The organism is Kitasatospora dryopteridis (assembly GCF_050749075.1).
Lineage (GTDB): Bacteria > Actinomycetota > Actinomycetes > Streptomycetales > Streptomycetaceae > Kitasatospora.
The window spans coordinates 900,054-913,671 of record NZ_CP192749.1 but is presented as its reverse complement, the minus strand read 5'-3'; the positions used below and the strand labels follow the sequence as shown (position 1 = coordinate 913,671).

At 74.6% G+C, this 13,618-nt stretch carries 14 protein-coding genes; 10 read left to right on the top strand and 4 right to left on the bottom strand.

Features of this window, described 5'->3' with window-relative positions:
- The first annotated feature begins 53 nt into the window (after positions 1-53).
- The 3 genes from ACQ614_RS04220 (at position 54) to ACQ614_RS04210 (ending at position 1,723) form a co-directional block, all read left to right on the top strand.
- Entirely contained in the window at positions 54-461 is a 408-nt protein-coding gene (locus tag ACQ614_RS04220; RefSeq protein ID WP_431676799.1) for a hypothetical protein, read from the top strand.
- Between the two features lie 65 nt (positions 462-526).
- Positions 527-1,120, top strand: coding sequence for a GNAT family N-acetyltransferase (locus ACQ614_RS04215; protein ID WP_431676798.1), 594 nt, complete (start codon positions 527-529; stop codon positions 1,118-1,120).
- Positions 1,121-1,234: 114 nt separating this feature from the next.
- Positions 1,235-1,723 carry an ATP-binding protein gene (locus tag ACQ614_RS04210; protein ID WP_431676797.1) on the top strand — a complete coding sequence of 163 codons (489 nt, stop codon included), beginning with the start codon at positions 1,235-1,237 and terminating at the stop codon, positions 1,721-1,723.
- 24 nt (positions 1,724-1,747) lie between these two features.
- Here ACQ614_RS04210 and ACQ614_RS04205 read toward each other — a convergent pair whose 3' ends face one another.
- Positions 1,748-2,494 carry a hypothetical protein gene (locus ACQ614_RS04205; RefSeq protein WP_431676796.1) on the bottom strand — a complete coding sequence of 249 codons (747 nt, stop codon included), beginning with the start codon at positions 2,492-2,494 and terminating at the stop codon, positions 1,748-1,750.
- A gap of 242 nt (positions 2,495-2,736) precedes the next feature.
- Between ACQ614_RS04205 and ACQ614_RS04200 the strand changes: the two genes are divergently transcribed.
- The gene (locus ACQ614_RS04200; protein WP_431676795.1) at positions 2,737-3,450 is read left to right on the top strand and encodes an RICIN domain-containing protein; all 714 of its coding nucleotides are present in this window, start codon (positions 2,737-2,739) and stop codon (positions 3,448-3,450) included.
- Between the two features lie 118 nt (positions 3,451-3,568).
- Here ACQ614_RS04200 and ACQ614_RS04195 read toward each other — a convergent pair whose 3' ends face one another.
- The gene (locus tag ACQ614_RS04195; RefSeq protein WP_431676794.1) at positions 3,569-3,838 is read right to left on the bottom strand and encodes a hypothetical protein; all 270 of its coding nucleotides are present in this window, start codon (positions 3,836-3,838) and stop codon (positions 3,569-3,571) included.
- Between the two features lie 118 nt (positions 3,839-3,956).
- On the opposite strand from ACQ614_RS04195, the gene ACQ614_RS04190 reads away from it, so the two are divergent.
- Positions 3,957-5,102, top strand: coding sequence for a hypothetical protein (locus ACQ614_RS04190; protein ID WP_431676793.1), 1,146 nt, complete (start codon positions 3,957-3,959; stop codon positions 5,100-5,102).
- On the opposite strand, the gene ACQ614_RS04185 is transcribed toward ACQ614_RS04190, so the two are convergent.
- Positions 5,095-5,754, bottom strand: coding sequence for a disulfide bond formation protein DsbA (locus tag ACQ614_RS04185; RefSeq protein WP_431676792.1), 660 nt, complete (start codon positions 5,752-5,754; stop codon positions 5,095-5,097). The two genes, ACQ614_RS04190 and ACQ614_RS04185, sit on opposite strands and share 8 nt — an antisense overlap.
- Before the next feature lie 72 nt (positions 5,755-5,826).
- On the opposite strand from ACQ614_RS04185, the gene ACQ614_RS04180 reads away from it, so the two are divergent.
- From ACQ614_RS04180 to ACQ614_RS04170, 3 genes are all read left to right on the top strand, one after another.
- The gene (locus ACQ614_RS04180) at positions 5,827-6,903 is read left to right on the top strand and encodes a hypothetical protein (RefSeq protein WP_431676791.1); all 1,077 of its coding nucleotides are present in this window, start codon (positions 5,827-5,829) and stop codon (positions 6,901-6,903) included.
- A 443-nt stretch (positions 6,904-7,346) separates the two neighbouring features.
- Entirely contained in the window at positions 7,347-7,925 is a 579-nt protein-coding gene (locus ACQ614_RS04175; RefSeq protein WP_431676790.1) for a HutD/Ves family protein, read from the top strand.
- 170 nt (positions 7,926-8,095) lie between these two features.
- A complete protein-coding gene (locus tag ACQ614_RS04170; protein WP_431676789.1) occupies positions 8,096-9,031 on the top strand; it encodes an arginase family protein in 936 nt (311 codons plus the stop codon).
- Positions 9,032-9,091: 60 nt separating this feature from the next.
- On the opposite strand, the gene ACQ614_RS04165 is transcribed toward ACQ614_RS04170, so the two are convergent.
- On the bottom strand, positions 9,092-9,367 hold the full coding sequence (locus ACQ614_RS04165; protein ID WP_431676788.1) for a hypothetical protein: 276 nt from the start codon (positions 9,365-9,367) through the stop codon (positions 9,092-9,094).
- Between the two features lie 200 nt (positions 9,368-9,567).
- Between ACQ614_RS04165 and ACQ614_RS04160 the strand changes: the two genes are divergently transcribed.
- Complete coding sequence (locus tag ACQ614_RS04160) at positions 9,568-10,212, top strand: dihydrofolate reductase family protein (RefSeq protein ID WP_431676787.1); 645 nt, start codon at positions 9,568-9,570, stop codon at positions 10,210-10,212.
- Positions 10,213-10,443: 231 nt separating this feature from the next.
- A complete protein-coding gene (locus ACQ614_RS04155; protein ID WP_431676786.1) occupies positions 10,444-13,617 on the top strand; it encodes a TIM-barrel domain-containing protein in 3,174 nt (1,057 codons plus the stop codon).
- Position 13,618: the final 1 nt, after the last annotated feature.

Below are 13,618 nucleotides of genomic sequence, written 5' to 3'. Positions count from 1 at the left end.
GGTACGGCGAAGCTGGAAGGACGGACATTCGGGCGGCACGCCGGAGGACGGGCATGGGCGACGAGGAAGCGCGGGACCGGCGGCACATCCGGCCGGAGGGGATGGACGACGGGACGGTGGAGGCGCTCGGGCTGCTCTCGGAGGCACTGGAGACGACCGAGCGGGCCCGCGGCCGGCTCTACGACTTCCACCAGCTCACGGGCCGCGCGCACCGGACGGTCGGCCGGGCCGTCCGGGCACTGCGCGCGGCCGGGCACGAGGAGCTGGCCGACCTGGTCGCCCGGGAGGTGGAGGGCCGCGACGTGCTGCCGGGCATGTGGACCTTCCAGGTTGTCGAGGCCTACGACGAGGACTACCACCGGACCTTCGTCGAGGTCGAGCGGCGGGTGCGGGAGGAGCTGGCCCCGGGCCGCGAGCACATCGCCGAGGCGGAGATGCGCCTGCGGCGCGAGACCCGCTGAGCGGCGGGGCACGTTCGGTGCGGCCCCGAGGCCGGGCGGCCCGGCGGGCGTGAGAGTGTGTGGCCATGAGCGAGACGATCACGCTGACCACCTGGTACCTGGAGCAGACCTCCCGCGACGACCTGGTGACCGCGCCGGCGCCGGAGGGCGTCGCGCTGCAGGTGGTCAGGGCCGAGGAGACCGGACCGGAGTTCGCCCGCTTCCTCTACACCGCCGTCGGCGGCCCGTGGACCTGGACCGACCGGCTGCCGTGGACGTACCGGCAGTGGCAGCAGTGGCTGGACCGGGACGGCGTGGAGACCTGGGTCGCCTACGTCGCCGGGACGCCCGCCGGATACGTCCAGCTCGAGCCGCGGGACGCAGGCACCGTCGAGGTGGCCTACTTCGGGCTGCTCCCGGCGTTCATCGGCCGCGGCCTGGGCCGGCACCTGCTCGGCACCGGCCTCGCCCGGGCCTGGGACCTCGCCGACCGGCACCCCGCGCTGCCGCCCACCCGCACGGTCACCGTCAACACCTGCTCGCTGGACGGCCCCGCCGCGCTCCGCACCTACCGGGCGGCGGGCTTCCGAGTGGCCCGCACCGAGACCTCCGAGAAGCCGGCCGCCCCCGCACCCGGCCCGTGGCCCGGCGCCGACCGGCCCGCCCCTGCGGCCGGCTGACGCCGCCGGGCCGGCCGCGGGGGCGAAATCACCACAGAAATCGCGTTAAGCCGGCGTTTTCCGGGACACACGCGAGGAGTACGGCAACCGCCGAGACGCCCCGGGGTGGTGGTCATGAACGGACACGCCGCACTGGCCCCCGATCACCGGCGGCTCCCACTGGCCCCCGGCCGGGCGGACAACATCACCAACGCCCTGGCCTTCGTCCAGCACGCCCTCGACGCATGGACCGGCGGCACCAGGCCCGCCGGACCCGAAGCCCGCCGGACGTACGACGACATCGTCCTGGTGGCCTGCGAACTCGTCGCCAACGCCTGCGTCCACACCTCCGGTCCGACCGGCCTCGACCTCGACCTGGACCCGGTCGGCGGCCGGGTCCAGGTGGCCGTCACCGACACCGGTCCCGGCTCGCTCCGGGCACGCGGCCCCTACAAACCCGGCCTTCCGTACGGCCGCGGGCTGGACATCGTCGAGCGGCTCGCCGAACGCTGGGGCCACGACCCCGTGCCCGACAACGGCAAGACCGTCTGGGCCGACCTGCCCGCACCGCCGCTCGACGGCCTCGGCGCCGCCGGCAGCCCCACCCGCCCGTCACAGCCGTGACGCCGTCCGGGCGTCCCGCGGCCGTCACGGCTGCCAGGCGACCCCGTGCGCGCGGGCCGCGCCGGCCAGCAGCGGGCCGAGATCGCGGTGCACCCCGAAGACGAAGCCGCCCGGGCCGGAGAGCAGCCGGTCGACGTAGCCGCTGCCGACGTCCAGCCGGAGATCCGCGAACGGGACGAGGCGGGTCACCACCAGCGGCCGGCGGCGGTACCGGCGGTACGCGCGCGCCCTGCGGTCGAGGGGCCTGCGGAAGTGCCGGGCGACCTCCTCGTCCGGACGGAACAGCGCATACGCCTCCCACATCGTCCGGGCCTCGTCCCGGGCCACCCCGATGTGCCCGGTGGTGAGCACGATGTTCCGCGTCGCATGCCCGCGGTCGCCCCGGGCGTCGGACGCCGCCGCCTCGTGCGCCCAGCCCTCCAGCAGCCATCCGGCGACCGTGCCGACCGGCACGTCCGGGCTCTCGGCCCGCCAGGCGGCGACCCCCGGGCTGCCCGCCGCCGTCATGGCCCCGAGGAACCCCTCCGCGGCGGCCACCCGGGCCTCCCGGACCGGCTCCTCCGCGGCCAGCGCCCGCGCCCGCCGCTCCTCGGCGCGGGAGACCGCCGCCTGCCGGCAGTCCGTGCACTGGTCCTGCGGCCCGCTCGACGGCGGCGCGGCGTGCGACGGGCAGTACGCGCGGCCGCAGTCCGCACACCGTCCCTGCGCGGCGACCACGCAGAAGCGCCCCTGGGCGGCCACCGCGCAGAAGCACAGAGCACTCTCAGTCATCGCCGCCTCCTCGGGACGAACCTGCTCCGCCCGACAGTGTGCCGGGCCGCGGGCCGTCATATGCGCAGAACGCCCGGATAGCTCCGGATCGCCCCGGCACGTGACATTTGCGGCCGCCCCTCGTTGGTGAGCGAGACGGGGCCGGCGGCGAACGGCGCAGCAGGTCCCGAGGGCCGCACCACACCGGACCGGTGGCAGCACACCGGACCGGCCGAACGACCGCCACGGGGGTTCCTCACCTGATGCCGTACCGACCCGCGCGCACCGCCGCGAAGGCCACCGCCGCACTCGCCCTGGTGCCGACCGTGCTGCTGGGCGCCGCCCTCGGCCGCCCCGCCGAGGCCTCCGCGGCCGGCACCGCGGCGGAAGCCCCGCCCGCAGAGCCGGCGCACACCGGCCTCGCCGACCGTGCCGGGCACGAGGCCGGCACCGCCGAGCGGCCACTCCGGCCGACGTACAGCGCAGTCCGGACGCTGCCGGACAAGGGACTCGGCGTCCTGACCGCCGACCGCTCGGGCCTGCGGCTGCACGCGGCCGGCCTGGGATCGTCACGCGCCGCCGACGGTGCCGCCGTGCTCGCCATGCCGGCCGACGGCCAGGACCCGCAGGAGTGGCTGGTGACGCCGACCGCGGACGGTCGGCTCGCCCTGCGCTCGGTGCTGCTGAACGCCGACGACACCGGCCCGCTGCTGCTCACCGCCGACCCGGACGGCACCGTCCGGCTCCGCCCCGACCGCACGCAGGGCATGCGCGGCGACCCGGCGCAGCTGTGGTCCTTCGCCCCGGTGGGCGCATCCGACCGGTGGAACCCGGCGCCCGGTTCCGACCGCGTCCGTTTCACCGTCCGGATCGGCGGTGGCGGTTGTCTGGTCGACCGCGGCGAGGGCGAGCCGATCGGCCTCGGCCCGTGCGAGGACCCGGCGGCCCGGTGGACGGCGGACGGGCTGACGACCTGACGACCTGACGACCTGACGGCACCGGCACCGGACTCGGTACCGGAGTTCGGCGACGAGGCCGACACCGCCCGCGGCCGCGGCCTGCCGACGCAGTCCGCGGGCGGTTCACCCGCCCCACCTAGGGGCGGCTCCAGTGCCCCTGGGTGACGGCGCGGTCGCAGTCGGGGCAGATCCGGGCGGTGGACGGTGACGGGTACCAGGACGCGGAGGACGCGGACTCCAGGTCGACCTGGCTCATGCCCTCGGCCTCCTCCCCGCAGAAGGTGCGGGTGAGCGGAACGTCGGTCGGCGCCGCGTGCACCGTGGTGCCACCCGCCCCGCCACCCGGCCCCGCGGGCCGGAGAGCCGAGCTGTCCGCCGCCGGCTCGTGCAGAACGACGATGCTCATGCCTCCACTCTTCTCCCCGCCCGCGGTTTCGGCACCCCGTCCCGGTGCCGGCGCCGGCGGACCTGCCGTTCCGGGCACGGCGGTCGGCGGACCCGGACGCGGCGGCTACGGTCGTGCAATGACGATCACCGCCCTCCTGGTCGACGCCACCACGGCCTCCTCCGTGCTCGCCGGGCTGCTGCTCGGCTCCCGGCTGCCGACCCGCCCGGCACCGCCCCGGGCCGGCCGCACCGTCTCCCCGGGCGTCCTGCTGGCAGTGGTGATCGCCCTGGTCTACCTCAACCAGCTGCTCTGCTCCGCCTACCTGCTCCGGGTGCACGGCGGGGACACCTCCTTCGTCACCCGCTACCTGCCGCCCGGCTGGTTCGAGCAGCCCGTCGGCAATCCGCTGATCCGCCGGCTGGCCGACCACCTGCCCGCACCCGGGCTGTTCGCACCCACCGTGCTCCGGGTCCAGGCCTTCCTGGAACTGCCGTTCGTGCTGCTCGCCTACGGCACGGTGCTGCGACGGCTCAGCCCCGCCCTCTACCGGACGGCGCTCGGCTCCCGGCCGCTGGTGTGGTCGGCCGCGCTCTCGTACACGGTGGTCTTCGGCGTGGTCGAGTGGGACCTGTACAACCCGTGGACCATCCAGGACCTGGTGATCCGCGCGGCGTCGGCCGCCCTCACCGCACCGCTGCTCACCGCACTCGCCCGGCGCGAACCCGGTCCCGACCGGCAGCCCGGGGCGCTCGGCCTGCTGCTCTTCGCCGCCTCGCTCTGGGCCGTCGGGCAGCTGGTCATGGTGGTCTACGACACCGCCCTGCTCTACAACCTCGCTCACCTGCACACCCGTTGGCCCGAGGCACTGCTCGCCCTGCTGGTGCTGGCGGCCACCGCCCGGTACCGGCCGGCCGACACCGCCGACCACGGGAGCGTGGCCGTCCTCCGGGCGGTGCTGCGCCGGTCGCTCGTGCTGTTCCTGGTGCCCGCGCTGGCGATCCGCTACGGCGCCGCCTTCGGCACCCCGCTGCTCGCGGCGGGCGGCGCCCTGCTGGTCGTCGCGGTGGCGCTGTGGCACCGGCCGGTACGGGACGTGCTGCTCCCGCTGGCCCTCGCCGGGGCGGCCGGGCCGGCGGCCGCGTACCCGGCGGTGCGGCTGGTCACCGACACCCACTACGAGAGCGCCCTGCTGCGGGCGATGGCCGCGGTGCTGGTGACGGTGACCCTGGTCTGTGCCCTGGCCGACCGATACCGCCGGAGCGTCGGCGAGTTGCTCAGGTGAAGTCGAGGGTGCCCGTCCGGGTGCGCTTGAGTTCGAAGAAGCGGGGGTAGCCCGCGAGTGCGCGTACGCCGTCGAAGATCCGGACGGCCTCCTCGCCGCGCGGGATCGCGGTGAGCACCGGGCCGAAGAACGCGGTGCCGTCGATGTGGATGGTGGGCGTGCCGACCTCCTCGCCGACCGGGTCCATCCCCTCGTGGTGGCTCTTGCGCAGGGCGTCGTCGTAGTCGGTGGTGTCCGCCGCCCCGGCGAGCTGCGTCGGCAGGCCGGCCTCGGCCAGCGCTTCGCGGACGAGCGCGTCGTCGGCGGTCCTGCCGTCGTCGTGCAGCCGGGTGCCGAGCGCGGTGTACAGGTCGCGCAGCACGTGGTCGCCGTGGTGCTCCGCGGCGGCGATGCAGACCCGGACGGGCCCCCAGCCGGTGTCGAGCAGCCGGCGGTACCGCTCCGGAAGGTTCTCCCGGCCCTCGTTGAGCACGGACAGGCTCATGACCCGGAAGGTGAGGTCGAGTTCGCGCCGGCTCTCGACCTCCAGCATCCAGCGGGAGGTGATCCAGGCGAACGGGCAGACGGGGTCGAAGAAGAAGTCGACTTTGGTGGTCACCCGCCCGAGCCTAGGAGCCGATCCGGCGCCGGGGCAGGGCCATTGGCCCACCATGATCGTGGGCCACTCGGTGCCGCACGGGGCATGTCGGTGCCGGCGGGTACGGTGCTGTGCCCAGGAGGCCCGATGACGTTCCACGCCCGACCGAGCGGCACCGTTCCGTTGCCCGACGCCGCCTCGGTGGTCGGCGGCCACGCCCTGCTCCGGCATCCGTCCGGTTCGCGGCACGCCCTGCTGCGCGACGCGGGCACGATCCGGCTGGTCGACCTCCTCGCCGCGTTCGACGGGGCCCCGGGGCTGCTCGCCGTGGTGCCCGACCCGTGGCCGGGGTGGCGCAACGGCGTCCGCGGGGCGAGCGCCGACGGCAGCTTGATCGTCCTCGCCGGCCAGCGTTCCGTCCTCGCCCTGGAGGCGGACGGCCGGGCCCGCTGGGAGTACCGGCACGGCTGCTGGGGCGACGGCCCGCACGCGCACGGCGGCGCCGACGGGCCGTGCCACGGGCTCTGGTCCGGATCCTGCGCGGTGAGCCCCGACGGCACGCTGGTGTGGGCCCACGTCCTGCCGGACCTGGACCACGGCGACCCTGCGGTCGACTCGTACGAGGAGTGGCTGATCCTCGATGCCGCGGACGGGGCGGTGCTGGGCCGCACCCGGCTCGAGGGCGGCACGGGCGGTTCGAACCACCTGCCGTACCCGGACGGGGCGCGCATGCTGCTCTCCACCGGTCAGGGCCAGGACGGCACGCCCGCGTACCTCGGGCACTGGGACGGAACCGAGTTGACGGTCCGTGAGGTCGGTGACGGCTTCCGCATCCCGGTGGACGTCCATCCCGGCGGCCGGGCCTTCCTGAGCACCCCGCACGGCCGGGACGGCCTGCAGCTGCACCGCTCCACGGACGGACTCGTCGTGATGGAACGCGCAGCCGGCGACCTCGCCGCCGATGGCGACGAGGCACCGCTGTGGGACTACGTTGCCGGATTCGTCGACGGCCACACGGTGATCGCCGCGGCCCACGACGCAGGTCGTCGCGAGGATCGGCGGCACTGGCTGCTCGATGCCCTCACACTGCGCCCGCTCGGCCCGGTCGCCTATCCGCGCCCGGTGGGCGGGTACCCGCTCGCCCTCGGCGACGGGAGCTGGCTGACCCTGGACGCCGAAGGCTCGGCACTGCTGCGCTGGAAGGGCAGCCGTACGGCGGTGTGACCGCCGTGTCCACGGGCCCGGGACACGCCCTGGGAGAGGGGGCTCAGGCAGGCCGGACGACCGGCTGCCGGAGAGCGTTGGATGCCGGTGCGGGAGGTTCCTCGTCGCCCTGCACGGCGTTGTCGGTGGTGTGCTGGCACGACGGGCACAGTTCGTGCCGGCCGGCCTCGGTGATCACACTGCCCCAGCCGCGACATTCGGTGCAGCCTCGGGCGAGTGCGACGTCGGCACGGGGGGCAGGTGCGGGAGCGGGGTGGGCTCCGTGATGCATGGGTGATGTCCTCTGTTGAGCGGTATCACTTCCACCCACTGTGTCATGGTTTGACCGGAATCGACTGTGACATGGCTCTCCCGTGCGGTGCAGCGGCCGCGGTCCGGGCCCGGCGGGCGCGCCCGTGGCAGAATCGCCCGCGCACGGAGAACAGCGGAGGAACGGGGCGGGCGTGACCCTGGAAGTACTGCGGGCGAGCGAGCGGCAGGCCGTGCCGTGGCTGAACGGCGGCGGCGTGACCCGCGAGGTCGCCGCCCGGCCGGAAGGCTCCGGGATGACCGACTTCGACTGGCGGATCAGCCTGGCGGACGTCGACCGGGGCGGGCCGTTCTCGGGCTTCGCCGGGGTCGACCGCGTGATCACGCTCGTCGAGGGCGCCGGGATGGCCCTCACCGTCGCCGGTGCCGAGCAGGTGCTCGACGCGCCGTACCGGCCGTTCCCCTTCCCCGGCGACGCGCCCACCGACTGCCGGCTGCTCGCGGGCCCGGTCGTCGACTTCAACGTGATGACCAGGCGCGGCCGTGCAACGGCCGAGGTCGCGATCGCCCGCTCGGCCCGCCCGCTGCCCGTCCCCGAGGGCGCCGAACTGCTCGTCGTCTGCCTGGCCGGCACCGCCGAGCTCGCCCCCGCCGCACCGGACGCCGCCCCGCTGCGGCTCGAGCGCTTCGACGCCGTCCTGCTCCGCGGCGACGGCGCCCGCCTCACCGAGGTCGACGGCGCCGCAGCGGTGGTCACCCTCGGCACCCCCTGAGGCCCCCGCACCCGGCCGGGCGGCCGTGCCCGTGGTCTCGCGGCGCTTCCCGCCGCGCAGCCCCTCGTGCCCCGAGCGACCCGTGGCCGGGTTCGAGGACGCGCCATAGGCTCGATCTGGATGCCGACCGCCCCCGGGACGGCGGCCGCCCGAGCGGAGAGGGCCACCGGATGCCTCGCGAGATCGCACTGCTGGGAGTCCCGTCCTGCGCCGGCACCCACGGGCCCGGCCAGGAGAAGGCACCCGCCGCCGTCCGCGCCGCCGGGCTGGTCGACGGGCTGCGGGCCGCCGGGGCCTTCGTCCGCGACGACGGCGACCTGCCGGTGGTGCCGTTCCGCACCGACCCCGCGAACCGCGACCGGCAGAACCTCGGCCTGGTCGCGGAGGTCGCCCGGAGCGTCGCCGACCGGGTCGGGCGGCTGCTCGACGACGGCGCCCTGCCGCTGGTCGTCGGCGGCGACTGCACCATCACCCTCGGCGTCGCCGCCGCCCTGGTCGCCCGGTGGCCGGACACCGGCCTGCTCTACTTCGACGGCGACCTCGACCTGTCGGTGCCCGGCACCGGGCTCTCCGGCATCCTCGACTCGATGGTGCTCGCCCACCTGCTCGGCGAAGGCGTCCCCGAACTGCGGGACATCGGACCGCGGACCCCGCTGCTCCCCGCCGGGTCGGTCATCGCCTTCGGCCACGATCCCGCCGAGGTCGGCCCGCACCACCAGGACGTCCTCACCGGCCACGGCCTGCGCACCCACCCCTGCACCGAGGTCACCGCCCCCGGCAGCGAGCCGGTCGCCGCGGCCCGCACGGCCCGCCGCACCCTGGCGGCCGGGCACTCCCGCCTCCTGCTGCACTTCGACGTCGACGTGATCGACTCCACCGAACTGCCGCTCGCCAACTTCCCGCACTTCAACGAGGGCCTGCCGCTCGCGGTCGCCCTGGACTGCCTCGCCGAGTTCGCCCGGGCCCCGCAACTGGCCGCCGTCGTCGTCACCGAGATCAACCCCGACCACGACCCCGACGGCGGCATGGTGCGCACCCTCAGCGACGGCCTGGTCCGCGCCCTCACCACCCCGCCCGACACCGGCGGGGACACCGCCGTCCGCTGATCCGGCGTCCCGGCCGGCCGCCAGCGGCCGGCTCCGTAGTAGCGCGCTCAGCGGGACTTCTCAGCGGGACTTCAGGGCCTCGTCGCAGGTGAGGCAGTGCCGGGTCGTCTGGGACGAGGGGTACCAGGGGTCGTCGGGGCCCTCGGGCCGGTAGGGCTCCTGCTCCAGGTCGCTGGTGTCCAGGCCGCAGAAGGTGGTGGCCGCGGGCCGGTCGGAGTCCTGGGGGTCGGGCGGTGCGGCGTGCACCCACCGGATGCGTGCGCCGACGTCGACCTCGCCGGCGTCCAGCACCTCCGTGGACGGTTCCAGCTCGAGGAGTACGACGACATCGGTCATGCCTCGACCTTGCCCCGCACGGCCGACCCGCGCATCCCGGCACAGGGGCCCACCCGGCCCGTGCGGCGCCCGCCGGCGGTCACCCGAGCGGGCGACGCACGTCGTGGGCTGCGGCCGGTCGGCGCGGGGCGGGGATAGGGTCGCCGGGTGAGGGCCGGTCCCGGGGCGGGCCGGGCCGCCCGGAGGCTGGAGGTCACGTCGTGTCCCGAGTGCGCGTGCACAATTTCACCGTCTCGCTGGACGGCTACGGCACCGGCGAGGGGCAGAGCCTGGAGGCGCCGTTCGGGCACGCGGGGGAGCGGCTGCTCGACTGGCTCCACCACACCCGGACGTTCCGGCAGATGCTGGGGCAGGACGGCGGGGAGACCGGGCTCGACGACGAGATGGCCCGTGCCTGGGGCGAGGGGATCGGCGCCGAGATCATGGGCCGGAACAAGTTCGGACCGCAGCGCGGCCCCTGGAAGGACCACGAGTGGACGGGCTGGTGGGGCCCGAACCCGGTCTTCCACACGCCGGTCTTCGTGCTCACCCACCACCCCCGGCCCTCGGTGGAGATGGAGGGCGGCACCACCTTCCACTTCGTCGACGCCTCCCCGGCGGAGGTGCTCCGCCGGGCGCGGGAGGCCGCAGGCGGGCTCGACGTGCGGATCGGCGGCGGGGCGACCGTGATCCGCGAGTTCCTGGCCGCCGACCTCGTCGACCACCTGCACGTCGTGGTCGCACCGATCCTGCTGGGCCGCGGCGTCCGGTTCTGGGACGGACTCGAGGGTCTCGAACAGCGCTTCCGCATCGAGTCCGTGACCGCCCCGAGCGGGGTCACCCACCACACCTTCACCCGCCCGTAACGGCTGCTTCCAAGGGGCGCGGGGAACTGCATCGCGCAGTTCCCCGCGCCCCTTGCGTCTGCCCGCTCTGCGCAATGCTACGCGCACCGATGCGCAATGATGCGCGAAATTCGGCTCGAACGCGCAATTGACGTCACCTGGCGCCTCTGCTGTCATGTCATTGCTCGACTGCCCCTGCGCGTCCGCCAGTTGAGCCATCGGACCCCGCAGACCTCCTGAGGAGGCACCCCCGTGCGATCCGCTCCGCCCTCCGTCGTGCCGCGGCCCGGGAGCCCCGGCTCCCGTCGCACCGCCCTCGCCCTGGCCCTTCTGCTCATAGCGGCGCTCGTCGCCGTCCTCGGCCCGGCCGCCCCCGCCCGAGCCGCAACTCCCGGGAACGCCACGGGAATCAGCCGCAACGGCAACACCTTCACGGTGGCCGCGTCCGGCGGGGCCGCCGCCCGGGTGGTCCTCGCCAGGGCCGACATCCTGCGCATCTGGCTGTCCCCGACCGGCGCGTTCACCGACGACCCGGCCGGCACCGACCTCGCCGTGAAGACCGACTTCGGTGCCGTGACCGCCACCCTGACCGACGCGGGCAGCCACTACCGGATCGCGACCTCGGCGGTGAGCCTGCACATCACCAAGTCGCCGCTCACCTTCGCTCTTTACCGGGCCGACGACACCACACTGCTCTGGGCCGAGTCCCAGCCGACCAGTTGGACCGGCACGCAGACCACCCAGTACCTCGCCCGCGGCGCCGACGAGCAGTTCTACGGCACCGGCCTGCGGCTCGGCGAGTGGGCACTGCGCGACAAGACCGTCCCCGTCGCGGTGTCCAACTCCTGGAAGGAGAACACCAACGCCAGCCCGGCGCCGTTCTACATGTCGACCAACGGCTACGGCGTGATGCGCAACACCTGGGCCCCCGGCTCGTACAGCTTCGGCGCGCCGACCGCGCTCACCCACGACGAGAAACGCTTCGACGCCTGGTACTTCGCCGGGAACGGCCTCAAGGACGTACTGGGCGGCTACACCGACGTCACCGGCAAGCCGTTCCTCGCACCGGTCTGGGGCCTCGAACTCGGCAACGCCGACTGCTTCAACGCCTCCAACCCCGACTACAGCGGCGACCACAACCGGCTGCGCCACCAGACCACGCCGGACGTGGCCGGCTACGCCGCCGACGCCCGGGCCGCCGACATGCCCTCCGGCTGGTTCCTGCCCAACGACGGCTACGGCTGCGGCTACACCGACCTGCCGAACACGGTGGCTGCCCTGAAGGCCAAGGGCTTCAACACCGGGCTGTGGACCTCCACCGGCCTCGGCGGCATCAACTGGGAGGTGGGGACGGCCGGTTCGCGCGCGGTGAAGACGGACGTCGCCTGGATCGGCGGCGGCTACAAGCAGGCCTTCGCCGGCGTCCAGCAGGCCGTCGACGGCATCGAGAACAACTCCGACGCCCGCCGCTTCGTCTGGACGGTGGACGGCTGGGCCGGCACCCAGCGCAACGCCGTGGTGTGGACGGGCGACACCTCCGGCACCTGGGACGCCATGCGCTGGCACGTCCCGGCGATCGCCGGCGCCGGCCTGTCCGGGCTCAACTACGCCTCCGGCGACGTGGACGGCATCTTCGGCGGCAGCCCCAAGACCTACGTCCGCGACCTGCAGTGGAAGGCCTTCACCCCGGCGTTCATGACCATGTCCGGCTGGGGCGCCACCAACCCCGCCGCCGGTTACCAGGACAAGCAGCCCTGGCGCTTCGCCGAGCCGTACCTGTCGATCAACCGCAAGTACCTGCAGCTGAAGATGCGGCTGACGCCCTACCTGTACACGATGAGCCGCAACGCCACCGACACCGGCGTGCCCGCCACCCGGGCCATGGTGCTGGAGTACCCGGACGACCCGGTCGCCCGCGGCAAGGCGACCAGCGGCCAGTTCATGGCCGGCGACTCCTTCCTGGTCGCGCCGGTGGTCTCCGACACCGCCGTCCGCGACGGCATCTACCTGCCCGCCGGGACCTGGACGGACTACTGGACGGGCAAGGTGTACACCGGTCCCGGCTGGCTGAACGGCTACAGCGCGCCGCTCGACACCCTGCCGCTGTTCGTCAAGTCCGGTGCGATCGTGCCGATGTGGCCGCAGATGAACTACGCGGGCGAGAAGCCCGTCTCCCGGCTCACCTACGACGTCCACCCGCGCGGCAGCTCCACCTTCACCCTCTACGAGGACGACGGCACCACCCGCGCCTACCGGTCCGGCGCCTTCTCGCGGCAGAAGGTGGACGTGACCGCGCCCACCGCAGGCAGCGGCGACGTGACCATCGCGGTCGGCGCCGCCGACGGCAGCTACACCGGCAAACTTGCCTCCCGGGACTACGAGTTCACTGTCCACGCGGCGGCCGCCCCGAGCAGCGTCAGCGTCGGCGGCACCGCACTGCCCGCACTGTCGAGCCGCAGCGCCTACGACGCGGCGACCACCGGCTGGTACTTCGACCCGTCGGATCGTTCCGGCGTGCTGTGGGTGAAGACCGGGCCCCGCTCCTCGGCGTTCACCGTCACCGCCGCCGGGCTCACCCTGCCCTCCGGCACCCCCGTCCCCTCCTCCTCCAGCATCCCGACCGCGGGCTGGACCCTCGTCCAGGCCGACAGCCAGGAGACCGCGGCGGAGAACGGCGCCGCCACCAACGCCTTCGACGGCAACAACGCCACCATCTGGCACACCCAGTGGTCGGGCACCGCGGCCCCGCTGCCGCACGACATCCGGATCGACCTCGGCGCCCGCTACACCGTCGACGGGCTCAGCCAGCTCCCGCGCCAGGACGGCGGCGTCAACGGCCGGATCGGCCGGTACGAGGTGTACGTCTCCGACTCCACCACCGACTGGGGAGACCCGGTCGCCACCGGCACCTTCCCCGACAGCGCAGCCCTGCAGCGGATCACCTTCGGCGCGAAGGAGGGCCGCTACCTGCGGCTGCGCGCCCTCACCGAGGCCGGCAACCGCGGGCCGTGGACCAGCACCGCCGAGATCGGCGCCACCGGCCGGGCCGTCCCGCTGCCGAGCAACGCCACCCTGGTCAACGGCGCCTCCGGCACCTGCATCGACCTGCCGGGCAGCGTCACCGCCCCCGGCACCCAGCCGACCCTCTACACCTGCCACGGCGGCGGAAACCAGCGCTGGACCCTGCGCGCCGACGGAGCACTCACCGGCCTCGGCGGGGTCTGCCTCGACGGCGCCGCGGCCACCGTCGTCGTGCAGACCTGCAACGGCTCCGCCGGCCAGCGCTGGCAGCAGGGCCCGCAGCTCGCCCTCGTCAACGGCGGCCGGTGCCTCGCCCCGCAGGGCTCCGGCACCGCCAACGGGACCAAACTCGTCCTCGCCACCTGCAACGGAGGCACCGCACAACGCTGGACACCCACCCCGTAAC